Origin of the sequence: Pseudochrobactrum albidum (assembly GCF_051851455.1) — a bacterium.
Taxonomy (GTDB): Bacteria; Pseudomonadota; Alphaproteobacteria; order Rhizobiales; family Rhizobiaceae; genus Pseudochrobactrum.
Window position 1 is genome coordinate 39119 of record NZ_JBPVTR010000024.1, and the last position, 22153, is coordinate 61271.

At 51.5% G+C, this 22153-nt stretch carries 27 protein-coding genes and 2 pseudogenes; 7 read left to right on the forward strand and 22 right to left on the reverse strand.

Going from position 1 to position 22153, the window contains the following annotated elements:
• Positions 1-24 precede the first annotated feature (24 nt).
• From ACSTTO_RS11275 to ACSTTO_RS11355, 17 genes and pseudogenes are all read right to left on the reverse strand, one after another.
• Complete coding sequence (locus ACSTTO_RS11275; RefSeq protein WP_439273802.1) at positions 25-456, reverse strand: NlpC/P60 family protein; 432 nt, start codon at positions 454-456, stop codon at positions 25-27.
• A 5-nt stretch (positions 457-461) separates the two neighbouring features.
• Complete coding sequence (locus tag ACSTTO_RS11280) at positions 462-1349, reverse strand: phage/gene transfer agent baseplate hub protein (protein ID WP_439273313.1); 888 nt, start codon at positions 1347-1349, stop codon at positions 462-464.
• Positions 1349-1981 (reverse strand): phage distal tail protein, Rcc01695 family, encoded by a 633-nt coding sequence (locus tag ACSTTO_RS11285; protein ID WP_439273314.1) that lies wholly within the window; start codon positions 1979-1981, stop codon positions 1349-1351. The genes ACSTTO_RS11280 and ACSTTO_RS11285 overlap by 1 nt, the downstream gene beginning before the upstream one ends.
• 9 nt (positions 1982-1990) lie before the next feature.
• Positions 1991-2553, reverse strand: a pseudogene (locus tag ACSTTO_RS11290) (phage tail tape measure protein).
• Entirely contained in the window at positions 2550-2738 is a 189-nt protein-coding gene (locus ACSTTO_RS11295; RefSeq protein WP_439273315.1) for a rcc01693 family protein, read from the reverse strand. Before ACSTTO_RS11295 ends, ACSTTO_RS11290 begins: the two are co-directional and overlap by 4 nt.
• 17 nt (positions 2739-2755) lie before the next feature.
• A complete protein-coding gene (locus ACSTTO_RS11300) occupies positions 2756-3124 on the reverse strand; it encodes a gene transfer agent family protein (RefSeq protein ID WP_439273803.1) in 369 nt (122 codons plus the stop codon).
• Positions 3118-3531 (reverse strand): phage major tail protein, TP901-1 family, encoded by a 414-nt coding sequence (locus ACSTTO_RS11305; RefSeq protein WP_439273316.1) that lies wholly within the window; start codon positions 3529-3531, stop codon positions 3118-3120. Before ACSTTO_RS11305 ends, ACSTTO_RS11300 begins: the two co-directional genes overlap by 7 nt.
• Positions 3532-3534: 3 nt before the next feature.
• Positions 3535-3978 (reverse strand): DUF3168 domain-containing protein, encoded by a 444-nt coding sequence (locus ACSTTO_RS11310; protein WP_439273317.1) that lies wholly within the window; start codon positions 3976-3978, stop codon positions 3535-3537.
• Positions 3975-4142 carry a hypothetical protein gene (locus ACSTTO_RS11315; protein WP_439273318.1) on the reverse strand — a complete coding sequence of 56 codons (168 nt, stop codon included), beginning with the start codon at positions 4140-4142 and terminating at the stop codon, positions 3975-3977. The genes ACSTTO_RS11310 and ACSTTO_RS11315 overlap by 4 nt, the downstream gene beginning before the upstream one ends.
• Complete coding sequence (locus ACSTTO_RS11320; protein ID WP_439273319.1) at positions 4139-4474, reverse strand: phage head closure protein; 336 nt, start codon at positions 4472-4474, stop codon at positions 4139-4141. The genes ACSTTO_RS11315 and ACSTTO_RS11320 overlap by 4 nt, the downstream gene beginning before the upstream one ends.
• Positions 4471-5040, reverse strand: coding sequence for a head-tail connector protein (locus tag ACSTTO_RS11325; protein ID WP_439273320.1), 570 nt, complete (start codon positions 5038-5040; stop codon positions 4471-4473). Before ACSTTO_RS11325 ends, ACSTTO_RS11320 begins: the two co-directional genes overlap by 4 nt.
• A 101-nt stretch (positions 5041-5141) precedes the next feature.
• Complete coding sequence (locus tag ACSTTO_RS11330; protein ID WP_439273321.1) at positions 5142-6419, reverse strand: phage major capsid protein; 1278 nt, start codon at positions 6417-6419, stop codon at positions 5142-5144.
• Between the two features lie 142 nt (positions 6420-6561).
• Positions 6562-6981: pseudogene (locus tag ACSTTO_RS11335) on the reverse strand (HK97 family phage prohead protease); the annotation flags it as partial.
• The gene (locus ACSTTO_RS11340) at positions 6971-7342 is read right to left on the reverse strand and encodes a DUF6107 family protein (RefSeq protein WP_439273322.1); all 372 of its coding nucleotides are present in this window, start codon (positions 7340-7342) and stop codon (positions 6971-6973) included. The gene ACSTTO_RS11340 and the pseudogene ACSTTO_RS11335, both read right to left, overlap by 11 nt.
• Positions 7329-8555 (reverse strand): phage portal protein, encoded by a 1227-nt coding sequence (locus ACSTTO_RS11345; RefSeq protein WP_439273323.1) that lies wholly within the window; start codon positions 8553-8555, stop codon positions 7329-7331. The genes ACSTTO_RS11340 and ACSTTO_RS11345 overlap by 14 nt, the downstream gene beginning before the upstream one ends.
• A 28-nt stretch (positions 8556-8583) precedes the next feature.
• The gene (locus tag ACSTTO_RS11350) at positions 8584-9894 is read right to left on the reverse strand and encodes a DNA-packaging protein (protein ID WP_500690826.1); all 1311 of its coding nucleotides are present in this window, start codon (positions 9892-9894) and stop codon (positions 8584-8586) included.
• Positions 9863-10396 carry a hypothetical protein gene (locus ACSTTO_RS11355; protein ID WP_439273324.1) on the reverse strand — a complete coding sequence of 178 codons (534 nt, stop codon included), beginning with the start codon at positions 10394-10396 and terminating at the stop codon, positions 9863-9865. Before ACSTTO_RS11355 ends, ACSTTO_RS11350 begins: the two co-directional genes overlap by 32 nt.
• Positions 10397-10835: 439 nt before the next feature.
• Here ACSTTO_RS11355 and ACSTTO_RS11360 point away from each other — a divergent pair, with 439 nt between their 5' ends.
• The 4 genes from ACSTTO_RS11360 to ACSTTO_RS11375 all read left to right on the forward strand — a co-directional run bounded on the left by ACSTTO_RS11360 (position 10836) and on the right by ACSTTO_RS11375 (position 15399).
• The gene (locus ACSTTO_RS11360; RefSeq protein WP_439273805.1) at positions 10836-12932 is read left to right on the forward strand and encodes a transglycosylase domain-containing protein; all 2097 of its coding nucleotides are present in this window, start codon (positions 10836-10838) and stop codon (positions 12930-12932) included.
• A gap of 79 nt (positions 12933-13011) precedes the next feature.
• A complete protein-coding gene (locus ACSTTO_RS11365) occupies positions 13012-13617 on the forward strand; it encodes a DUF1214 domain-containing protein (RefSeq protein ID WP_439273325.1) in 606 nt (201 codons plus the stop codon).
• On the forward strand, positions 13614-14156 hold the full coding sequence (locus ACSTTO_RS11370) for a DUF1254 domain-containing protein (protein WP_439273326.1): 543 nt from the start codon (positions 13614-13616) through the stop codon (positions 14154-14156). Before ACSTTO_RS11365 ends, ACSTTO_RS11370 begins: the two co-directional genes overlap by 4 nt.
• Before the next feature lie 172 nt (positions 14157-14328).
• A complete protein-coding gene (locus ACSTTO_RS11375; protein ID WP_439273327.1) occupies positions 14329-15399 on the forward strand; it encodes a DUF2336 domain-containing protein in 1071 nt (356 codons plus the stop codon).
• A gap of 34 nt (positions 15400-15433) precedes the next feature.
• Here the strand turns inward: ACSTTO_RS11375 and ACSTTO_RS11380 are convergent, their stop codons facing one another.
• From ACSTTO_RS11380 to ACSTTO_RS11390, 3 genes are all read right to left on the reverse strand, one after another.
• The gene (locus tag ACSTTO_RS11380) at positions 15434-15772 is read right to left on the reverse strand and encodes a DUF1491 family protein (RefSeq protein ID WP_439273328.1); all 339 of its coding nucleotides are present in this window, start codon (positions 15770-15772) and stop codon (positions 15434-15436) included.
• Positions 15773-15866: 94 nt separating this feature from the next.
• The gene (locus tag ACSTTO_RS11385; RefSeq protein WP_439273329.1) at positions 15867-16880 is read right to left on the reverse strand and encodes a peptidoglycan-binding domain-containing protein; all 1014 of its coding nucleotides are present in this window, start codon (positions 16878-16880) and stop codon (positions 15867-15869) included.
• The gene (locus tag ACSTTO_RS11390) at positions 16855-18771 is read right to left on the reverse strand and encodes a sensor histidine kinase (protein WP_439273330.1); all 1917 of its coding nucleotides are present in this window, start codon (positions 18769-18771) and stop codon (positions 16855-16857) included. The genes ACSTTO_RS11385 and ACSTTO_RS11390 overlap by 26 nt, the downstream gene beginning before the upstream one ends.
• Positions 18772-19210: 439 nt before the next feature.
• On the opposite strand from ACSTTO_RS11390, the gene ACSTTO_RS11395 reads away from it, so the two are divergent.
• Together ACSTTO_RS11395 and ACSTTO_RS11400 are read left to right on the forward strand one after the other, a co-directional pair.
• On the forward strand, positions 19211-19603 hold the full coding sequence (locus ACSTTO_RS11395) for a hypothetical protein (RefSeq protein WP_439273331.1): 393 nt from the start codon (positions 19211-19213) through the stop codon (positions 19601-19603).
• A 77-nt stretch (positions 19604-19680) separates the two neighbouring features.
• The gene (locus tag ACSTTO_RS11400) at positions 19681-20112 is read left to right on the forward strand and encodes a SufE family protein (protein WP_439273332.1); all 432 of its coding nucleotides are present in this window, start codon (positions 19681-19683) and stop codon (positions 20110-20112) included.
• Positions 20113-20192: 80 nt separating this feature from the next.
• On the opposite strand, the gene ACSTTO_RS11405 is transcribed toward ACSTTO_RS11400, so the two are convergent.
• Positions 20193-21032 carry a DUF6456 domain-containing protein gene (locus ACSTTO_RS11405; RefSeq protein ID WP_439273333.1) on the reverse strand — a complete coding sequence of 280 codons (840 nt, stop codon included), beginning with the start codon at positions 21030-21032 and terminating at the stop codon, positions 20193-20195.
• On the reverse strand, positions 21022-21546 hold the full coding sequence (locus ACSTTO_RS11410; protein ID WP_439273334.1) for a helix-turn-helix domain-containing protein: 525 nt from the start codon (positions 21544-21546) through the stop codon (positions 21022-21024). The genes ACSTTO_RS11405 and ACSTTO_RS11410 overlap by 11 nt, the downstream gene beginning before the upstream one ends.
• A 283-nt stretch (positions 21547-21829) precedes the next feature.
• Between ACSTTO_RS11410 and ACSTTO_RS11415 the strand changes: the two genes are divergently transcribed.
• On the forward strand, positions 21830-22135 hold the full coding sequence (locus ACSTTO_RS11415; protein ID WP_439273335.1) for a cytoplasmic protein: 306 nt from the start codon (positions 21830-21832) through the stop codon (positions 22133-22135).
• Positions 22136-22153 lie beyond the last annotated feature (18 nt).

The following is a 22153-nucleotide window of genomic DNA, read 5'->3' on the forward strand; positions in this document are numbered from 1 at the left end:
AACCTGTCTTCAAACCGAAGATTTTCAGCAATTCTCAGGAAAGGAAAAAACCGCCGCAATGCGCTGCCGCCATTGCGGAACCAGTGCAGAAAGCACCACACCGTGCCCATCATAAGCATGGATGAAGCGGTTATTCTGCGCCATTATGCCCAAATGCTTGGCAGCCACGCCATCGCGCCAGCGAAAAATCAGCATATTGCCTGGCTGCAACGCGCAAAGCGGTTTTAAATGCATATGCCGCCTTGCAGCATTAATCAGCGGTTCATCACGGCAAAGCTCTGCCCAGTCACGGGAATATGTACCGGCATCTTCCGGCTCCGCGCCATAAATTGTGCGCCATATGCCGCGTATCAGCCCCAAACAATCGCACCCTGTCTGCAAACGGCTGACACCATGGCGATAAGGTGTGCCAAGCCATTCCTGCGCAGTGGCCAGAACCCTTTCATTCATCGTCATATTTGTCATTGCACCAGCACTCCGCCGTCAAAATTGCCTTCACCGCCGGCAAAGGCATAAGCGGCATCATTGCCGGGAATATGCGGGAAACCACGAAAATTCTCATGATTGGCAAAGCGGTCCCGACATTGCTGAAAGCTCTTGTCGCAGCCTGCCAATATGTGAAAGCGATCACCGGATTCAATTGGCCAGACCGGCAAATCCTGCAAAATAAGGCTGGCAGCCTCCCCCTCGCCGAGATGAGAGACAATCGTGTTGATGCTTCCCTGATTTTTGCCGCTCAGCCAGGTGATCCTGCCCCGCTCAAACCAGTGTGAAGGAAAGGCGCCCAGACCTGAAACAATTACATCCTGCCCGTTCACATTTTCCACAATAGCCTCACCGGCATAGCGCGGATCATCCGGATTGATTGCGCAACGCCTGTCAGCAAATTCAGCATCGCACCCCCTTTTGGCCCGCCGTCCGAAAACACGATCCAGCAAGGCAGTGCTGCTTTTCAGCTCAGCAATAAATTTTATGCCGCTGCGTGTAATTTTGCCGATCACGCATTTTCGTAAAATTACAGCTTGCTGCGGTTGCGCCCAGTTTACCAGATAAGTCTCAACCGTAGCGCCATCATAAAGCCCGCGCTCAATATCCTCATCATTGAGCGCATCGCCCGTCAGCACCCCTTCAATTTCGGAACTGTCCACAGCAAGCCCGAGCTGACCTGCCGCTTCAGAAGCATTCATCCCGCTTTGCGGAGAACATTTTATACCGTAAAGCAGCAATGATTTATCATGGTCGCAAAAACCAAAAACCGCTCCATCCTTGCGGCGCAAAATCCAGGCAAAACAATGTGTTGTTACATTGCCCTGAAGATGTGATTCAAATTCCCTGTCCAATGTCAGCATCACTTTACCTCAACAATCGGAATGGATGGAATTTCACCAGCCTTGAAACTGGCAATGCTGGCACTCAAACGATCTGTATCAAAACGCACCGGCACATCAAACAGGAAACCCGCCGTCACTTTCACTTGCGGCGGCGGCACATGTGCTGCATCAAATTCAACAATTCCGGTGCGTGTATTTACCTGATATGCTTCTCTTGTAACCGGCACATCATCCAGTGCAAGCTGCACCGTATCAGCAACCGGCTTGGTGATTATGCGCTGATAATCGCCATAGGATTTTACCAGTTGAAACTGCCTGATTACGCCATCACCAAATCCCAGAATCTGATCTGTCGGCTGCGGCGGCGCATCCTGCTTTGATGAGAGGTGATCAAACGGATCCCGAAACCGGAAAGCATAAAGCGAACCACGCCGCGCCTCAAAGAAACACAATACATCACGCAGGTCATTGAGTGAGCGCAAACCCGTACCCGCATCATAAAAACGCCTCGACATCGACCAGCGCGCATTGCGCTTTTCATGGCCGGAGGTCAGGCTCACAATCTCATTGCGCCATTCCGGCCCGCCTGTTGCGCCAAAAGATACACCAAGCGGAAATGACACATCATGAAATGAAGACAGATCCTGCATAAGCCTTCCTCACATCCTTCTGGTACCATGGCGCACCGCGCGTGCCAGCATGGCGCTCACCTGCGCCTCGGAACGGCTGAAGGAGGCGGCATCCGGCGATGACATGTTGAAATTAATCTGCACCGCCCGCCCCCGCCGCCAGCAGCCACGCCAAGGCTGCCATCGCTGCCCCGCGCCAAAGGCAGAATTGCCTCGGCTCCGGCCTCACCCGCCACACCAAAACCATTGCCCAGCCCAAAATAAGTCGGTCCGGAAACCACCCCGCCCTTGGCAAAAGGCTTAACCCCGCCCAAGCCGCTCAAGCCTCCCATCAAGCCGGAAAACATGGAAGAAAACAGCCCCTGCAACGGTTTCATCCCTGCATCAAGCGCCATGGAAGCCATATTGGCAGCCAATCCGCGCAACACATCATCAAGCCCCTTGCCTGATGTAACCGCATTTTTAAAAGCTGAAGTCAGGCTTTGCCCGAATGCGCCGGATCGCTTTTGCAAATTATCCAAAGCGCGGTCAAAACCGCTCGTATCCGCCTCAACCGACACTGTGACTGATTGCTGTATGCCTGTATCATTCATGTTGCACCATCAGGAAAAGCCTGCATCAGGCTGTTGAGAATGGCGCGTGACGGCGCTTGCCTGCCACCACGCATGGTCCGGTTAATCGCCCGGATCTCCGGCAGGCTCAATTGCCAGAAATCCTGCGGTGAAAGCCGCAATTGCCCCAACCCGAAATGCATCAAGGCATCCCAGGGGAAAGACATTGATTCAATTACGGCTTCTAGTTTTTTGAATTTGCTGTATTTTCCGGCTTTTCGGTGCTTGCCTCGTCTGTAGTCATGCCAAATGTAACTTCCAGCAATTGTGTGACAAGACGGGCAAAACCAACCGCACCGCCATCAATGCGCATATCGGCCACATCCTCTTGTGTCACATCATGGCCGCCGCCGCGCAAGCCTGCGGTAACGATGCGGATCATATCCTGCGCTTTCAGGCTGCCGGTTGAAAAGCGGGCAATCAGAGCCGAGAGATCTTCAGCCTCGTAAAAAGCCTCAAGCCCGGCCAGCGCACCAAGCGTGAGGCACAGAACCCAATCCCTGCCATTGAGAACCGCTCCAATTCCCCCCCGTCTGGCATTGACCATCATGATTGCGCTCCAAAACTGACAGGACCTGCGGATTCCAATGCGATTTCAAAGGTCACTTCACCATCATGTGCGCCGCCATATTCAAGCGCGGTGATCTGAAACAAGCCGCTGACGGTGCCAAAATCCGGCACTATAATCTGCCAGTCCAAAATATCACCGTTGAAAAATGCGGTGCGGATCAAGGCATCGGATGCCGCATCCTTGAAAATACCCGCCCCGCTGACCGATGCGCGCTGCACACCACTGCCCGCCAGCAATTGCCGCCAACGCCCTGAAGCATCAGCATCAGTTATATCAACAGTCTCCGCGTTGAAAGCAATGCGCTTACTGCGCAAACCAGCACAGGTCTGAAATATATTATCCCCTGCTGCAATTTTCAGCAGCAGGTCTTTTCCTCTCTGGGCTGCCATTCATCATATCCCTTCGATTTTTTCGGTTATGGCGCGGTAGCGCAATTGGCCGCTATAGCCATCGCGCAGTTCATCATTGCGGGTTTGCGAGGATTGCAGGGTGAGATTAACCAGATGATAGCCGCCAATATCCGGTTTCTGGCTGCTGCCCTCAGAAACCTGCATCAGCCCCTCCATCAGCTCTTCAACCAGCATCATCAGCTCCAGCACCTGTCTGCGACCGTTGGAGCGTGCCCAGATCTGCAACACCAGACTATGCTCCTCGCCGGTGGCGCTGTCTGTATCCCATGCATAGACCTGACTTTGGCCAAAGCTGATATAAGGAAATGCCGCATGGGGCGGCACATGATCATAAATGCCCTGCCCGTGCAGTTTAGCCATCAGCAAAGGCGCGGCCTGAAGCCACGCCAAAATTGCTTTTTGCAATGCCAATGCCGCCCCTGTCATCCTTTATTGTCCTGTTCAGGCGCAGCAGACGGTGTTTTTTTGTCCGGATTTTTTAAAAACAATCCGTCTCTTTTGTTGGATAATGCCTGCTCACAAGCCTGCAGACCAACAAGGCGCAAGGTGCGCAGCAAGGTTTCAAAGATAAAGCGCATGGAAAAATTCATCGGATTTCCTCTTGTACCAAACAAATGAGATAACGCCGGGTTTCATCAGGATCGAGCAGGCCCAGCACAGTGAAATGCCTTGTCCCGCTAACCAGCCGCATGGAGGTTTGAATATCCTTGCGATAACGCATGGTGATGCGATGGGTGACATTGGGAATAGTTTGCAAAGCAAAGGATTGGCCGCCGTTTTTTTGCGGTTCAATCCTGCCCCAGAGCATGGCAATCTCCACCCATTGCTCCTGATAGCCGCCACTGTCATCGAATAAAGGACGGTTTTCCTGCAGGCTCAGGGATGTTTTAAACTGTCCGGCATCAATGAATTGCAGGTTCATAGCCGCCCCCGTCGCAGCCAGAGCGCCACCAGTTGCGCCACCATATCCGGAAGGCTGGTCATCAGGGTGCCGTTATCGGCAGAATTACGATTGTCATAAAGATGTGCGGCCAGCATCACACAGGCATGGCGCAATGTTTCAGGCAGGTCTTCCGGTTCATCCGCCAGCCCGGCGGTCAGCGTAATTTCCACGCCCCGCGCAATGGCTACAAGCGGGGGCTTGCGCAAATAAAGCCGTTGCGGGCGGCTTTCCGCATCCAGCCGCCAATCTTCTTCGCCAAACAAAATTGCGCTGCCATCGGCACTGAAACCCTGGACTTTATCAAGCGAGATTACCGGCATTTTATAGAGTGCAATCCTGCCCGATTGCGGCCAGTTGGCGAGATGCAAATGCCAGCTTTGCGGCAATATTGCCAGATTGCATTGCTGCTCGATTACCTCACGTGCCGTGCGGATCAGGCGCACCAGCAAATCTTCTTCCTGATCCGGCGGCAGGCGCAAAAATGAGCGCAGCATTGCTGTCGTCACCGGTTCTTTAGCCGGCGGCGTTACAAGACGGAGAACCATGCTATCTCCCGTAATTTTTAGTAGATTCAATGATATAAAATCATTCTCTGCCAGAATGATTCAACCGCCAGAAAAAGCCAAACCGCCTTTTCCCTGCCCTGTCAGGCTGCAAATTTGAGCAATTTGATCGCATCAAAATCCTGCACACCACCGCCCACACGCTTGGTGGTATAAAACAATACATATGGCTTTGCAGAATACGGATCACGCAGCACGCGGATGCCAATCCGGTCAACAATCAGATAACCGCGGGCAAAATCCCCAAAGGCAATCGGCGTGCTGTCTGTGCCAATATCCGGCATATCCTCCGCCTCCACCAGGCCAAAACCCATGAAGGAAGCTTTCTGCCCAAGCGAAGCCGGCGGCTGCCAGAGATAATTGCCATTGCTGTCTTTCAGCTTACGCAGGGCTGATTGTGTTTTACGATTCATCATCCAGTGAGCATTCTGGCGGTAGCCTGATTTAAGAGCATAGACCAGATCAATCAGCAGATCAGACGGGTTATCGGCCGGCAAGGCACCGGCAATACCTGTTTTCAGATAACCCAGTTTACCCCAAGCCCATGCTTCTTCCTCAACCGTATCATAGATTAAAAAACCATGCGGCTTGTTCACACCATCACCAGTGATAAAAGCGGCACTTTCTGCTTCTGCAAAAGCGGTTTCAATTTCGGCCGCAATCCACTGTTCCACATCCACCGCCGCATCATCCAGCAGGCTGGCAGTTGCCGCAGGCATGGCATAAATTTCCATGGTAGGAAATTGCAATTCGGCCAGTTTGGCTCCTGTTGTCTGCGGGCGTGCCCCCTCTTCGCCAACCCAGCCGGTGCCCGGCCCGCTGATGGAAAACGGCTTTTTCAATACCGCACCGGAAACCTGACGCACCGTTGCAAGCCCGCGCACCGGCGAGAGCGCAGCCAGCCTTGTGCCAATTGCTGCTTCCAGCTCAGACGGTACAAGATAACCGCCATCCGGCCCTGAGCCATAGGAATGCGCTTTGTGTTCCAGCCCGCGCAATGCCTGTTCATCACCATGGCGGGCATAACGGTCAAAGGCCTGTTTATGCTCCCGCGCGACGGCGTTGCATTGGGCACTCTCCTGCCCGGCAAGTTTGGGGCGCGCCTGCTTGAGCACATATTGATCCAGCGCCGCTTTCTGCTCATCCAATGCGCGGTTGAGGCGCTCCACTTTCTCAACCGTGAGAATATCAGCACCCATATGTTTTTCAATCTGGGTCAGGCGCTCATCATTGGCCTGTTTAAAACCCTCAAAAGCCTGCATAAATTCACCAAAAGCCTGCCCAACCTCCTGCTGGCTGTTCAGTGCCTTAATTTCCATAGCCGGTGCCTTGTCTGCCTTGTGCATTTGCTTGATCGTCATTGCCTGTCCTTTTTAAGGTTTAAGTGTAATGAGCCGATACAAACCGACCGGATAGAGAAAATTAAAACTGTCTTGCGCCCTGCAAGTGAAAGGCAGCCTGCCGGATAATCCGCGCAAGGCTGTTTTCATCCTGTTGTTTATGCTGAAGGGTGGTGATGCGTGCCTGCGGCAGCATCGGAAATGTAACCAGCGATATTTCCCAAAGCTCGGCTTCCAGAATATGCCTTTTGCCGGTGGCGGCTTTTTTGCTGCGCAAAGCACGAAAACCGATCGACAAACCATCCAATGCGCCATTCAGAAGCAGCTTCCAGGCTTCACCGGCACGCGTCACTCCTTCAGCCAATTGCCCTTCCACAAAAAGACCATGCTGATCTTCCATAATCCTCGTCCAGATGCCGATAGGCTTATCCGCCTGATGTTGCCAGAGCATACGCACCGGTTGCCCGCGTTTGAGGCTGGCGGAAAAAGCCCCGCGCTCAATAATATCACCGCTCAAATCCGTGAGGGAAAACAAGCTGGCATAGCCGCCAAACCGCAGGGACTGGCCGGTTTTAATGATCATCGGCAGCACTCCTTTTGCGTGCAGCAATAATGTCCTGATTTTTGAGCCTGCCGGTGAAGCGTTTGAAAAAACCAAGTGCCGTCCATGCGGCAAAACTTGCCGCGCTCGATCCCATCAGCATCAGTTCCGCCTGCCCCAGCCTGCCATTCAACGCCAGCTGTTCGGCAATTTTAACACCCGCCGCCCCGCCAAAAATCATCCCGCAAATCAGGCCGACAGCAAAACGGATAGCCGCCTCACGCTTTCCTTTCGGCAGCATATAGGCAAGTGACACGGCAGAACCGCTAACCGCACCGGTGATTTTAGCAAGCCAGATCCACTGTTCCTGCGTTAATTCTCCCGTCTGATTAAACAGGTTCATTGTCGTGCTCCTCCGGTTCAAGAGAATAGCCAACCGCCTGCCGTTTTTCCGCATCACTTAAAAAATCTGCCGCACCAATGCGCCGCCACAAGGCTTCACGCTCCTCAGCCAGACCATCAATTCGGTCATGATCGTGCTCAAGCCGCAGATCAGCGCCATATTGCGGACACAGCCAATTGCTCAGCGCCTGTGCGGTTCGTGTCAAAAGCGGCAGAATGGTCAAACGATAAAAAGCGCGGTTGGCCTCGGCATAATTGGCATAGGTATTGTCTCCGGGAATGCCGAGCAACATGGACGGCACGCCAAAAGCCAGTGCAATCTCGCGACTTGCCACATGTTTGGCCTCAATAAAATCCATATCCTTGGGCGAAAGCCCCATGGCTTTCCAGTCCAGCCCGCCTTCCAGAAGCAATGGCCTGCCCGCACCGCCGGCACCGGTATAGCCCTCCTCCAGTTCAGCCTTTAAACGGTCAAACTGCTCTTCGCTCAAATTGCCGCCGTCTTTGGGTGCATAGACCAGCGCCCCTGATGGCCGCGCCGAATTATCAAGCAATGCCTTGTTCCACACTGCAGTGGCATTATGAATATCCAGCGCCATCAATGCTGCTTCCAAAGGCGGAAAACCATAATGATCATCCAACGGATGAAACAACCGCATATGTAGGCCGCGCGCTGACAGGCCGGTATCAAAACCGGCATTCAGGCTGATGCGGCGGCAGGCAGAATTATTGCGATAGAGCAAGGCCTGCGGCCAGCCATTGCTGTCACTCTCAATTGTTACCCGCTCAGGGCGCAGCAGATGCAGCTCTCTGGTTTGCCCGTCATAATCAAGCCGCTCAATATAGGCATTGCCGGATAGCAGCAAATAACCGTAAAGCTGCTCAAAAAATCCGGAACCACACGCGCCTTCATGGGGCGCACGCAGCAGATCCAGAAGCGGATGATCTTCCAGCTCTGTCTCACCCTGATACAGCAATAGCGGAACATTGGCCGCCGCATCGCCGATCATCTTAACACAGCGATGCACAATCGGATTTCGCATAAAACCCTGCTGTGACAGCGCCATATAATTGCGGCTTGTCCAGCGCGCTTGCGTATCTATATGCAGCGCCACAAAACCCTGCTGCATTTTGGCAGAGGGCGGCACGGCGGCTTTCTGCGCCTGTATTTTTGCAGCCCCCTGCCGCCACGGCCACGACCATGATCGAACCATATTCACCTCACCTGATGATGTTTAAACTTTATTGAAGCTGGCGAATACGCGGTTTATGCGCATCCTGAAGCAGCAATGTGTGCAATGCCCAGACCAGCGCATCCATTCTGTCCGGTGAGCGCCCTGATGACAGCCCGCTCACGGCAAAATCACACATCTCATCTTCCAGTTCCGCAAAATGGCGGGCATGGCGAATACGCCCTTGCTCATAGAGCGCCGCAACCGGCTCTGCCCGCAGAAATTTTCCCCGCTGTGCCCGCACGGCCTTCACCGCAACGGATGCATCCTGCGCATGGATCACCGCCATCACCATATCGCCGCCCTGATTGACCTCAGCCACCACCAGATCAGCCTGATAATGATGATAAAGCCGCACAATCTGCGCTGCCCATTGATGCGGCTTGACACCTTGTATTGTGGCATCTTCCAGCACCCATGCCTGTTCCTGCATATCCAGCCCTGCCACAATTATACCGCAGGCATCAGAGTGCTTTGTTGAAGTGGCAGGCGGATCAACCGCAATGATAATACGCTGCAAATCCGGCACATGCGGATCATAAAGCGCCTCCAATTGCGCTCTCGTCCACAAGGCATCCTCACGATCTGCAATCAGCACACCATCCAGCTCCTGCCGCCCCAGAGCCGTGCCTGCATAGCGGTTTTGCATAGCCAGCAAAAAAGCCGGCGCCAGATGTGCTGCATTTTCATCAGTGCGCATATGAGTCATAATGGTTGCAGGATCATTCAGAAGATCACGCAACAAAGCCTGCATTTTAGGCGTGGTTGTTACCACCTGCCGCGGAAACACCCCAAGACGCAGACCAAATTGCAGCATATCCCATGTTTGTTGCGGGTTTTTCCACTTTGCCAGCTCATCACACCATGCGGCTGAAAATTGCGGCCCGCGCAGACTGTCCGGGTCTTCTGACGAATAAAAGGAAGCAACCGCTCCGCTCTCCCACACCAGCCGGCGCCGCGTTGTTTCAAGCCGCGGCCTTTGCAGACGCGAGACCGCAAGAATGCCTGAAGGCCCTTCAACCATCACCTCACGTACATCGGCAAGCGTCTCGCCCACCAGGGCAATATGACCGCAGGCTTTATCACTGAAAGGCGCAAGCCCCTGCGCCATACCGCTGATCCATTCCGCACCGGCACGGGTTTTGCCGGAACCGCGCCCCCCCATGATCACCCAGTTGCGCCAGTCATGACGCGGGAAAACCGGCAATTGTGCCAGCCGCCCCTGAAACAGCCACTCCTTGCTCACTGCAATCATGGTTTGCTCATCAACACCTGCGGCAGACAAAAATTCATACAGTTCGCAATTCGCTAATTCTGGCATTGATGATGCTGAGGGCTTCACGCACATCCTCCGGCTTCACACCGCCTGTCTCGCTCTCCTGCTCCGGCTGATTACCCGCCTGCTCTGCCCGCGTTTCCCTGGATAATTCACTGATGCTTTTCACTGCTTTTGCAAGTGAGGCCAAGGCTTCCACGGCACTTTTTTCGGGCAGGCCTTCAGCTTTGGAAAAATTTTGCAACTCTGTATTTATTTTGATCAGAAGTTCTTCAATATCCAGCTGCGGCAAACCGGCTGCATGGCTATTCAGCCCCGCTTTTTGCAAACGCCTGCAATAAATTTCCGGTTTCAACCCCAGAAGAAACGCCATATCCGGTGCGGCAATGTGAAAGCGACGTTGCAGGCGATAGGCCGCCAGCAAACGCTCATGCGCTGTATTTTGCTGTGGTTTTAAGCTGCCGGCTCTCTCCGGTTCTGAAGGTTCTGAATTTTGAAGCTTTGTGTTTTGAGGCTCAATATTTTTGAGCCCGGTCTTTTCTGGCATTGCTGCACCGGCTCCGTTTATTGCAAACACAAAACCGGTTTTAAAATCTTCATAATAAAAAAGCGCAGCACAAATGCTACGCTCATTCCGCTGAATAAATTATTCAGCCACACTTCTCTGACTATATTTAAAATCTACATTAACACCGTCACGCCGTCAAGGATAAAATTCCTGTTTTTTATTCTGCGACAGCACATTCTTTTTCGCTTATCCAGTAAAATATTTAACAATCTGTAATCGCGCATATTTTCGTTAAGCATATTTCTAAACGCTTCCTTGTCACTTCTGCATTATTGGCCAATGCTAGGGATGTGATAGAATAATTGACACAAATCCCGCTTGAGTGAGCGAAACAGGTTCTTTTCCGGTTATGAGCAAACAGGCCGATCATCATAGTCCCAAGAAGAAAAAACGCCGCCTCATACGAAGCCCGTTTCTGATGGCGATTGATGCCTGGATAGACAATAGCCTGTATAATCTTTTTACACATATTGCCAAATTCTGGGAAAGTGCCACTATTTTCTCACGCAAATTCCGTGTGCGCGGCTGGAAACGGCTGTTTATCGAGCTTGCCGATGAAGGCTTTACGCTTGGCGTGCTGGGCAGCGTGCTCATGCTGGCTCTGGCCATACCCGCCTTTGAGGAAACCAGGAAAGACTGGCGCATACAGGATGATTATGCGGTTACATTTCTTGACCGCTACGGCAATGAAATCGGCCAACGTGGCATTATGCACCGCAATGCCGTGCCGATTGCCGAATTGCCGGATCATGTTATCAAGGCCGTTCTTGCAACGGAAGACCGTCGTTTTTTTGAACATATAGGCATTGATTTTTGGGGCCTGAGCCGCGCTCTTTCGCAAAATCTGCGCGCCAATGGCGTCGTACAGGGGGGCTCCACACTCTCGCAGCAATTGGCAAAAAACCTGTTTCTCTCCAATGAGAGAACATTGAAACGCAAAATCAATGAAGCATTTCTCGCACTCTGGCTGGAAGCCAATCTGAGCAAAACAGAAATTTTACAGCTCTATCTCGACCGCGCTTATATGGGCGGGGGCACATTCGGCATTGCGGCAGCTTCTGAATTCTATTTTGGCAAAAGCGTTAAGGATGTTAATCTTGCCGAGGCAGCCATGCTGGCCGGCCTGTTCAAGGCTCCGGCCAAATATGCGCCCCATGTCAACCTGCCGGCTGCGCGCGCACGCGCCAATGTGGTGCTGTCCAATCTTGCCGATGCGGGTTTTATGAGTGAAGGTCAACTGGCCTATGCTCGCCGCAATCCGGCCAGCGTGATTGACCGCGCCAAAAGTGAAAATCCTGATTATTTTCTCGACTGGGCATTTGATGAGGTAAAAAAAATCACCCGCACCATCCCGCAGCATAATCTGATTGTGCGTACCACTCTTGACAGCAATATTCAGAAAGCCGCGGAAGATGCGATTGAATTTCACCTGCGCCAATACGGGGAACAATATAAGGTAACCGAGGCTGCCACGGTAGTGATTGGCGATGATGGCGCTGTGCGGGCAATTGTTGGCGGGCGTGATTACGGGATAAGCCAGTTTAACCGCGCCACCAAGGCCTTGCGGCAGGCCGGATCATCCTTCAAACCTTATGTCTATGCTGTTGCCATGGAAAAAGGGCTGACACCCAATACCATTATCTCCGATGCACCGGTTGCCTGGGGCAACTGGATGCCGCGTAATTACGGCCGCTCTTTTGCCGGACGGGTCGATCTTACGACAGCACTGGTCAAATCCTATAATACTGTGCCGGTGCGCCTTGCCAAAGATTATCTGACCACCAAACCAATAGTGGCGCTGGCCAAAGCCATGGGAATTGAATCGGAAATCTCTGATCATAAAACTATGGTGCTCGGTACATCAGGCATGACGGTTATGGATCAGGCAACGGGTTTCAGTGTTTTTGCCAATGGCGGCTTTGCCGGCCTGCGCCATGGTATTGTGCAAATCTCCGATCCGGAAGGTAAAATTCTCTGGGATTACAAACGCGATATGCCTGAGCCGCAGCGCGTGCTCTCAGAAAAAGCTGTCGCTGAAATGAACAGCATGCTGGTGCAGGTGCCGGAGCGCGGCACAGGACGGCGCGCGGCCTTGCCGATGACACGCGTTGCCGGCAAAACCGGTACCACGCAAAATTACCGCGATGCATGGTTTGTCGGCTATACCGGCAATTATACGGCTGCGGTATGGTTTGGCAATGACAGTTATGCACCGATGAACAAGCTGACCGGAGGCATTATTCCTGCCATGACCTGGCAGATGATGATGATGCAGGCGCATCAGAATATTGACCTGAAACCTATTCCGGGCATCAAGAACCCCTTCCCTCAGCAAGCACCGGCAACAGATAAGCCGCTTGTGGCGCAAGGCAATGCGGCGGGTGCACATACAGCAGAAGCCGCAGCCGATTATCCGCGCGTATTATCTTCCGATACCACGCGTTTTCTGCGCAGCCTGCATGAACAATTCCGCACCTATAAAACACCACGGCAGACAACCCTGTCTTCCCTGTGATCCGGAGATAGTAATTTTTATATTCCGAAATAATTATAGTGACAGGCAATATTAACCTGATGTGTTTTATGGTTTAACCATGACATTTTTCAGAACCCTTTTTCTGGCCGGCCTGATCTGTCTGATTGCTCTTGCAGGGGGCGCAGCCAGCGCGCTTTATATGCTGGATCATTTTGACGGCTTCAACCGGCTGACAATCGGCCAATGGCATGCCTCACCGCTCTATGGCAGTGCAGATGCCGACCCTTATGCCCGCGCGCAACGCAGCCGCGCGGCATTGCTGCCGCTTGGCAGTGCGGAAGGGCAAAGATTTGTGCTGCGTCAGGATGACAAAGGCGCCCCCCTCAAACCTGATTGCGATTACATTTTGCAAGGTAAAACACCGGCCGCGCGCTTCTGGACACTTTATGCCACCGATCTTCAGGATCGTCCGATGGCACAACAACAGGGCTTACCGCAAAAACTGCATAGCCAGATGATCTGGTATCAGGAGGGCGGCGATTTTCGCATTACCATTTCAAAACATGCGCAAGGCGGCAACTGGCTAGCGCTTAACAGCACACGCCCTTATCAACTGGTCATGACGTTGTATGACACGGATCTTGGCACCTCAATCGGTTTTGAAAACCCGCAAATGCCGGTTCTGCATCTTATATCAAACAGCTGTGCGGAGAACGGGCAATGAGACACAGTCTTTTGCAATTGCTCTATGCGCTGTTGCTCGGGCTGCTCGGCGCGGCAATGGTGCATATTGCGGTTATCCTGCTTGTACCCGACTATGCCTCAGAAACATTGTGGAACCGGATAAAATCCCTGGGCAACGCAGAAATGTTCCACAGTATCGAAGGAGCAGACTGGGCACAGCGCAATGATCCGCTGATGCGCAGCGCCGCCTGCCGCTTTGATCTGCGTAACGGGGCTGTTCATATCAGCGCGGTTGGTAAAGTGCCGTTCTGGTCACTGGCAATCTATAATCATCAGGGTGATATTACTTTCAGCCTCAATGATCAGGTTTCCGCCACCACAGATGTGCTGATTGCAACACCATTGCAAAAAATGCTTCTGGAACAAGCCTTGCCGCCGCAACTTGAGCAATCTGTAATTATTGCCCAATCGATAGGTGAAGGCATAGCTGTTTTGCGCGTCTTTGAACCGGATGCAACATGGCGCGATGAAATTACAGAATTTATGAAATCTGCCGAATGTATGAATATTCGTTCGTGAGATTGAGCATCAGAGATCTTGTTCTCATATTTGTTTACACACATTAAAAAAACGCTCACATCCTGCCGATGGTTAATTCATTGCTAAGTCTTGCCCGCTAAACTATGGCCGGGTGCACTGAAAAAATAATCAGTGCGCCGCATATTTGTGTAGCGTTAAGGGGTAAACAAGCGTGACCGCCGATCAATTCCGCGCTTTGGAAACATTATCCGGAAGTGGTCATTCCGCACACCACAAGACCGATGACCTGCTGGCTGCAGCCGTGGCCGGTTTTACCTCGCTCACGCGTCCCGGCCGCTATGAAAGCCAGCAATTTGAAGATCTGGCCATGCCACTGCTCGAAACGGCCTCGCCGCGGGCACGCCGTCAGGCTTCAGCAATCCTTGCCCAGCACGATGTGGCGCCGCGCAAACTGGTGCTTGATCTTGCCAATGATAATATTGAGGTTGCAGCGCCGCTTTTGCTGCGCTCTCCTGTACTGCGCACTGCAGATCTTACCGATATTATCGCGCGCAACGGCCTCTCCCATGCCCGCATCATTGCCCGCCGGCATCCGGTTGACCCGCTGCTTTTACCACTGCTGACAAGTTTTGATGATAAAATCATCAACCAATCCCTGACAGCCGAACCGCTGCCGGTGCCGCTGTCTGCGGAAGAAAAAGACAGGACAGATATCAGGGCAGATATAAAAACGCCCTGTTTTTCCCCCGCAATACCGGCAAACAAACAGGGGGAACCGGTTAGTGCCGCACATACCGTGCCGGCTGCAGCGCCGGCCGCACATGACCTTGGCAGCCTGCCGCTCTATCCGCATCTGCGCCCTGCCCTTGCGGAATATCTTATTGATATGGCGCTTTTGATTGATAATAACCTGTTCCGCACGGCATTGGCCGACGCCCTTGATGTCAGCTATGCCCGAGCAGCAACAATTATTGGCAACTGGCCAAATTCACAATTGCCGCTGGCGCTAAAGGCTATCGGGCTGTCAGCACAGGATACATATATGATCCTGACTGCTGTTCTTGGCACGATACATGGTGAGCGCGACCAGCTGCGCGAATTTGTGCATATTTACCGCTCCATCAGCACAGAACAGGCACTGGCTGCCGTGCGCCGCTGGAAAGCTGATGATATGAATGACAAGCTGCGCGATAAATTGCGCAGTCTGGCGGAAGATCAGATCAGCGATTTTACCAATGCCGCCAATAATGATCTGGATTTACGCCATAAAAAGGCACAATGAAAAATAAGCTCCGCATAGTCTGAAAATTTGCCGGTTAATGGCCGCTTAGCATATCTGCAGCCTGCTCGCAGTCCTCAATTTCTACCAGCCAGAGATCCGGATCAAAACGCAATTCCTTTTCCAGCCGCTCATTGATCAGCTGCTCATCATCGCTTTGCATATAAAGCACAAATTGCCGCTCATCCACCTGTTCCGGGTCATATTCACTCTGCGGTGCCGGCATATATAAATCATATTGCCCGTCCTTGTTGCGTATCTTGATAAAAATCGCGCCGGCCTGCGTTGCCCCGCGCCGCACCAGATAGGCAAAACCATCGGCTCCGCGTATACGCCGCATCAATGCGGAAACCCAGAACTCGCTTGTCAGACGCATCAAGACATATCCTGTTTTATCATCATTACCCTGCCGGTCTTTTATCTCCTGCACGCTGCACAGATGCAGCTTGCCCTTTCCGGCAGGCAAATATTTAGCTGATCAGCCCGATTTCCCGCATCTTACTGATCAATTCAGGGTCAGGCTTGCCGCTGACATTAAGGCGAAACAGTTTCTGGAATTCACGAATAGCATCTTCAGTGGTTTTTCCCGGCACACCATCCACAACCACCATATCATTACCAAAGGCCTTGAGCCCTGCCTGAATACGCACCAATTCCTCGGCACTTATGGTTTGCCCAGGGGCGGCCTGCTGTGATGCAGCCTTTGCCTGCGCTTGTGTCTGCGGTTGCGGGAGCTGTTGCGTCACCACCGTTTTTTGCGGCTCCCGAACAGATACATTTCTGCCTTCTGCCGGTTCAAAAACCGGCACCTCACGCTGCGGACGGCTTTGCGGCACAACAACTGTCTGTATAGCAGGGCTGGCTGGCGCAGATATTGCGGAGGCTGTTTTATCTCCGGCTGCAATTGCATCTTCAATATTCATGCCGCCTGCAGCCTTTGGTGCAAGTTTGGCCTGCACGCTCTGCCACTGTTCCAGTGCCTTACGGGTCTGCGGGCCTGTCAGCCCATCCACATTGCCGTCATAAAAACCAAGCTGTTTCAGATTATATTGCAGAATTGCAACCTGCTTATCGCCATTAGGCGCCAATGCCGGCAGGTCGCCGCCATCCACAGTTGTATCCGGCAGGACTGCCGCAACCTGTTGTTTTTTGGAGACAGATTGCGCGGGCACAGCTGCTGATTGCCGCTTCTGTGTATTGGCAGTGCCGGTTAATCTGCGCGCAAGCTCATCGCTTGCGGCCGGTGCATGAAAGACCTGCTGCGGGCGGGTTATAAAAAACACGCTCTCATGTGCCTGCGGCTGGTACCAGATTGCATTGCTGGCAACAAAGCCCAGTGTCACCAAAAAAGCTGTTGCGCCGCCGGCAACCACCGGATTGCGCGCCACAACATCCCCCGCCGCCAGCGCCACGCGCGATACGCCGGTTAAACACGCATCAAAAAAACGTCTGCCAAAACTACGCCGTCTTGCGTTCCTGCGCATGGAATTCCCCTTGCGTTTTGTGCCGCTGCGACCCTGTCTTCCCGTCATAACTACTTTCTGCCTGCTGGGTCTGAAGATTGATAATTGTTGTTCGTACCTGTTCAAGGGCACGATGCATATCAGCCTGCGCATGCCCCATCTGCGTTATAGTGCCGGATGATACCGGATTTGCGGTCTGTACCCGCTCTGAGGAGCTATTATCCGCATTACATGAACCGGCAGGCTGCGGCAGTTTGATTGTAACAATGGTGCCCTCGCCCTTGCGGCTGCGAATATCCATGTGCCCCTGATGCAGGCTGACAAGCCCCTTCACCAGATAAAGACCAAGACCTGTGCCTTCCTGCATACAGGTTTGCGCATCATCTATCCGGGTAAAAGGCTGGCAAAGCCTGTTAATTTCTTCCGCCGTCAAACCAATGCCGGTATCTGAAACCGAAATCACCAATTGTGCTGCTTCCGGCATAATATCAATCGTAACGCAGCCGCCTTTATTGGTATATTTAATGGCATTGGATACCAAATTGATCAAAATCTGCTGAACAGCACGCCGGTCGGCCACTACATCCTGTATCAAAGGGTGAATACGATCACAAAGAATAACGCCCTTTTTTTCTGCAAGCGGCATCAGCATGGCATTGCACATGGTAACACTGTCACGCATGGCAAACCGCTCCTGCACAAGCGGATAACGGCCGGCCTCAAGGCGCGATGCCTCTAAAATCGTATTGACCACCTCCAAAAGATGACTGCCGGATTTGCGAATAAGATCAATATATTCACGCTGTTTTTCGCTTTGCAGCGGGCCTGCCACATCATGGAGCAGAAGATCAGAAAAACCAATAATCGAATTCAGCGGCGTGCGCAGTTCATGGCTTACTGTGCCCAGCAAACGATTGCGGGAAAATTCCAGATTCTCAATTGTTGCATTTTGGCGGCTTATGCGCTGCTGTTCAGCCTTTGCCTGTTCCATATTGCGTGCAACAATCAGAAAGCCCTGACCTGCGGTAACCTGACCTTCAATCTCAAAACTATTGAAATAGATCTTCGCCTGTTCATCCGGCTGTGATGCATTATTTTCGACACAGCGCAGCCGGATTTCTGTTTTACCAGCCGTTTTCATAACAGAATTTGTATTCTGTAAACCATTGAGAAATGCCAGATAATGGACGCGATCAGCCACATGGACACGATCAAACAGCAGGCTGTTGACCAGCACCGCACGATCCACGCCAAACAGGGCTGCGCAGTGATCCGAGAGTGAGCGGATATGCCCGTCCTTATCAAGGCGGATAATCAGTGCATCCAGCGCGGCTTCCATATCCGTATCAGCCAATGCGCCGGAAAAGGCGGCTTGCCGCGCAGAAACAGCACGTGACAGCGGCAGAACACGCAGCAAGATGCTTGCCATATATATAAAAAGCAATGCAGCGGAAATTCCGGCCGGCAATGTTGGCTGTGTATTGGTACCCTTGATAAAAGCAACAGTGAGCAACAGGGCTGCAAGCCCTGCGCCGGCAGTAACTGCAATGCGCCTATGCGTTACCAGCCAGATTTCCAGCGGCAACATAAACACCATTGCCAAAACCAGCGCACTGTCTGCATGGGCAGATGATGCGGCAAAAGTCAGCACGGCACTATAAACAAGCAAAGCCGCCATTGCCGTTAAACCGGTATGGATATGAAATGCCTGCGCAGCCAGCAATAACAGCGAAATGCCAATCAGGGACAATCCTGCAAAGAGAAGCGTGTTAAAATCGGCTTGCGGCTGCACGCTATAAAACGCCATGGTGAGAAAAAGCGGCTGAAGCAACAAGGCAAAACGCAAATGCACAACAGAAAATGCAGCGGATGACGGCTGAACGCCCTCCTGCGCAGACAGGGGATTTTTCAAGGCGGCCACCTGCAAACCATTTCCAATCATTTTCAGTGTTTTTGCATAAATGCCGTGCACGCAGCTTACTCACTTTTACTCGGACAAATTTACAGTCCCGTGCCAAAACAGGGCTGCGGGATGTTCTGAGAATGGACGCAGAGACTTTAAGGAAGTGATAAAAGGGCTGTATGAATGGCCGGAACCAAGGGTTTTTCGTTAAAAAACACAATGCTTTTGCCGCTATGGTAAACGGAATATTTCCACATCCGGAAAATGTAAGTATCTGTTAAAACTCTTTTATCAGAATCTTCAGGAATTTGCCTGATAGTGAAAAATCAGGATTTGTTCTTATTTTTCATTTGCAAATATAAAAGAGCAAAAGCTCTAATCCGGCCATCATATGCTGAAAAAGACAAACAAGCTGCGGGGTGAAACAGAAAGGCAGGAAAATTAGGACATGCGATTTCTGCTGAAATGTATTTTCTGGCTCGGCGGAGTCTTTCTGATCATGCCGGGGCTGGTTCATAAATCACCCGAGCCTGTCCGGCAAAACCGGCAGCAGCCTGCTGTTTCGTCCGGGAACAATCAGGCCAGTACACATGCGCCGGATCCGGTTAAACAATTGTTGCAGGCCGGAAAAACAGTGCAGGATATTATTGATTTTTGTAACCACAATCCTGCCTTGTGTGCGGCCGGAAAATCAGCCTTATTGCAAGCCGCACAACAAACAGACGGTGAGAGCCCGGTTTTTACAAAAAACAATCCTGATAATCCTATCAAGTCGGGGGCAGCACAACCGGCCTCAGCCACATCGTCAGTTCCCCTGCCTGCACAAAGGCCGCCGCGATAAATCTGTATTAAACTTTTCAATAACAGTTAAAATGGTCTATAAGCCGCTTGGATATTTTTATAAAGCGGAGTTACCATATGACAAATTCAAAGATCAGCGCCATCGTTTCCGACTTTGAATTTCTTGACGACTGGGAAGACCGCTACCGCTATGTGATTGAGCTTGGCCGCGATCTGCAACCTTATCCGGAAGATGCGCGCGATAATGATCATAAAGTGCCCGGCTGTGTCAGTCAGGTCTGGCTGAAAACCATACAGGGTGCGGGCACAGATCCGGTACTGGAATTTTTAGGCGATTCTGATGCGCATATTGTACGCGGTCTGGTGGCTATTCTGCTTGCCCTTTATTCCGGCGAGAAAGCCTCTGTTATCCTGAACACGGATGCGGAAACTATGCTCAAAACCCTTGGCCTTGATGAACATTTAACGCCGCAACGCTCCAATGGCCTGCGCTCTATGGTGCAGCGTATCCGCCATGATGCACAAGCCGCACTTAAAATGAGCGCATAATTGATTACCTTATGCAAAAGGCCGGATCCTTTTGCATAAGGCGGATTTACTATGCCGCTTTTTCAAAACTTTCAGCAAACTTATAGTGAAGGGCGATAATCACGATCCCCCCAATGATAAATAACCGGCCGTCCTTTCCCTTTTCCTCCGAAGCCTGCCGAATAATGGCGATGTAAAATACCAAGTGCGGTCTTGAGCAGCATTTTAGCTGAGCGCGCCGGCCATAACCGCTCACGCTCCACCTGCTCCAGCCCTTTGAGAAAACAGCATATATCCAGCAACAAGCCGGATAATTCAGGGCCCACAGCCTCAAGCGCCTTATGAACGCGCTCACGGCAATCCAAAGCATGATCACTCATTTCTGCCGCTCCGCCCCGCTCTCCGCGCACGCGCCCAGCAACGCCGGCCTCCCAATTGGCTGAAATACGCGGCATCATATTGCCATGTGTAAAATCTGCACGAAGGCGCTCACCCGCCTGAAACTCCTCATCAGTCAGAAAGCGCCTGCCATTCTTTCCCTTCAACCGGTACAAAACAGCCAGAGGCGATTCCGCAATATTAACCGCTATTTTCCGGTCAGGCTGGCCTGCGCCAACAATCTGCCCGTTGGCAGAACCGGCCTCCGTTCCGGATAATGTCTTTGATGCCGGATGAAGCTTTTTAAGGGATGATAAAAGCTGCCGTCCACGAACAGTCAGCTCCACCATCTCACTATCACAGGCAATTGCCCCATTTTGATTGAGTTTATGCAAAATTTTCAGCTCAGAAGCGAGACAGGCTCCATCATTATTAATCAAGAGACACGAACCATTTTGCGCCATATTTTCAAGACGGGCAGCAGACCTGACCAAAAAACGCAGCAAACGCAAAATCAAACGCTGCTCCGTCAGAGAAAATATGCTTTGCACATCATCTTTCATGGGCCACGCCTCCGTCTGAATAAATAATCCTGATAAGATATTCAAAAGCACTGACATTGCGGTCAAAAGCTTCATCTTCGCGCATATCTTCAATGACATGGCAGGCATGCTTGACCGTGGTACGTTCGCGGTTAAAAGCGCAGGCAACCTCGGCCATAGAAAGGCCAAACATCGTATGGGCGAGATACATGCCCAACTGCCTTATTCTGGCGATATTCTTCTTGCCGCGCTGCACGCTGCGCAACTCCTGCAACGGCACCTTGAAATAAGATGAAAGCAGCACAAACAAAGCTTCACAAATATTGCTTGCCTGCTTTTGTCTTTCCCCCTTTGTTATAATCCGTTTGTCTGCGCCGGTATTGGACAGATAAACAGGTAATGTCTGTGCATGTTCCCGCTTCTGCGTGTAACAATCTGCCGCCCGGAGAAACGGACGACAGGACAGAGATAAATCATGCAAGACCGCGAGTGTCGCGGAATGTCCGGACATAAAATCAGAAAAATCACGCACCATACGCCCTCCGCATATGGCATATTTGATAATATAAAAAACTTATACGGGAATAAATTCTTTACTTAATTCAATATTTAAAAATATTTAATATAATTATAGAATAAAAAACGAAACCCAATACATTAATTTATATCAATAAAAACATATATATTTAAATAAAATTAAATTTTAAAGAACAAATAAAATAATATTACATATTATACATATTTATTTCAAATCATTCAGTTTATCCCCGCTTCCCGCAGGCAGAGGAAAATACCGGCTTTGCAACGGAGGCATTGCCATGTCACAAGCATTATGCGCAGAGACACAACTGTTCTTAAAAAACAAAGAAGAAAACCGGATCAATGCCAGCCAGGCAGCCGCATTGCAATTAAGTTGCGGCATTGATCTTGCTCAGGCCTTAAATGCCAGCACAGAACAAAAACAATATATAATTGCCAGATTGAACAGGCTGCTGCGAAGAGAAAGATTAAAAGGCGTTAACCGGCATTGGGGCTATGATATTAACCGGCATATTGCGCTCAAACAATTACGCGACCGGCTCATCAGCATAACCGCCGCAGAAACAGCTGCCATACAGCCGTAATAACACTAATCTGATAAT

Coding starts and splice junctions, on each gene's coding strand:
- ACSTTO_RS11340 (WP_439273322.1), bottom strand. CDS start 7,342: ATGAACCTGTTTAATCAGACGGGAGAATTAACGCAGGAACAGTGGATC.
- ACSTTO_RS11380 (WP_439273328.1), bottom strand. CDS start 15,772: ATGCGTCTGACAAGCGAGTTCTGGGTTTCCGCATTGATGCGGCGTATA.
- ACSTTO_RS11305 (WP_439273316.1), bottom strand. CDS start 3,531: ATGGCAGCCCAGAGAGGAAAAGACCTGCTGCTGAAAATTGCAGCAGGG.
- ACSTTO_RS11345 (WP_439273323.1), bottom strand. CDS start 8,555: ATGGTTCGATCATGGTCGTGGCCGTGGCGGCAGGGGGCTGCAAAAATA.
- ACSTTO_RS11325 (WP_439273320.1), bottom strand. CDS start 5,040: ATGGTTCTCCGTCTTGTAACGCCGCCGGCTAAAGAACCGGTGACGACA.
- ACSTTO_RS11315 (WP_439273318.1), bottom strand. CDS start 4,142: ATGAATTTTTCCATGCGCTTTATCTTTGAAACCTTGCTGCGCACCTTG.
- ACSTTO_RS11365 (WP_439273325.1), top strand. CDS start 13,012: ATGACATTTTTCAGAACCCTTTTTCTGGCCGGCCTGATCTGTCTGATT.
- ACSTTO_RS11400 (WP_439273332.1), top strand. CDS start 19,681: ATGACAAATTCAAAGATCAGCGCCATCGTTTCCGACTTTGAATTTCTT.
- ACSTTO_RS11320 (WP_439273319.1), bottom strand. CDS start 4,474: ATGAACCTGCAATTCATTGATGCCGGACAGTTTAAAACATCCCTGAGC.
- ACSTTO_RS11405 (WP_439273333.1), bottom strand. CDS start 21,032: ATGAAAGATGATGTGCAAAGCATATTTTCTCTGACGGAGCAGCGTTTG.
- ACSTTO_RS11330 (WP_439273321.1), bottom strand. CDS start 6,419: ATGACGATCAAGCAAATGCACAAGGCAGACAAGGCACCGGCTATGGAA.
- ACSTTO_RS11370 (WP_439273326.1), top strand. CDS start 13,614: ATGAGACACAGTCTTTTGCAATTGCTCTATGCGCTGTTGCTCGGGCTG.
- ACSTTO_RS11360 (WP_439273805.1), top strand. CDS start 10,836: ATGGCGATTGATGCCTGGATAGACAATAGCCTGTATAATCTTTTTACA.
- ACSTTO_RS11310 (WP_439273317.1), bottom strand. CDS start 3,978: ATGACAGGGGCGGCATTGGCATTGCAAAAAGCAATTTTGGCGTGGCTT.
- ACSTTO_RS11395 (WP_439273331.1), top strand. CDS start 19,211: ATGCGATTTCTGCTGAAATGTATTTTCTGGCTCGGCGGAGTCTTTCTG.
- ACSTTO_RS11285 (WP_439273314.1), bottom strand. CDS start 1,981: ATGCAGGATCTGTCTTCATTTCATGATGTGTCATTTCCGCTTGGTGTA.
- ACSTTO_RS11410 (WP_439273334.1), bottom strand. CDS start 21,546: ATGGTGCGTGATTTTTCTGATTTTATGTCCGGACATTCCGCGACACTC.
- ACSTTO_RS11415 (WP_439273335.1), top strand. CDS start 21,830: ATGTCACAAGCATTATGCGCAGAGACACAACTGTTCTTAAAAAACAAA.
- ACSTTO_RS11355 (WP_439273324.1), bottom strand. CDS start 10,396: ATGCCAGAAAAGACCGGGCTCAAAAATATTGAGCCTCAAAACACAAAG.
- ACSTTO_RS11275 (WP_439273802.1), bottom strand. CDS start 456: ATGACGATGAATGAAAGGGTTCTGGCCACTGCGCAGGAATGGCTTGGC.
- ACSTTO_RS11280 (WP_439273313.1), bottom strand. CDS start 1,349: ATGCTGACATTGGACAGGGAATTTGAATCACATCTTCAGGGCAATGTA.
- ACSTTO_RS11295 (WP_439273315.1), bottom strand. CDS start 2,738: ATGTCTTTCCCCTGGGATGCCTTGATGCATTTCGGGTTGGGGCAATTG.
- ACSTTO_RS11350 (WP_500690826.1), bottom strand. CDS start 9,894: ATGCCAGAATTAGCGAATTGCGAACTGTATGAATTTTTGTCTGCCGCA.
- ACSTTO_RS11385 (WP_439273329.1), bottom strand. CDS start 16,880: ATGCGCAGGAACGCAAGACGGCGTAGTTTTGGCAGACGTTTTTTTGAT.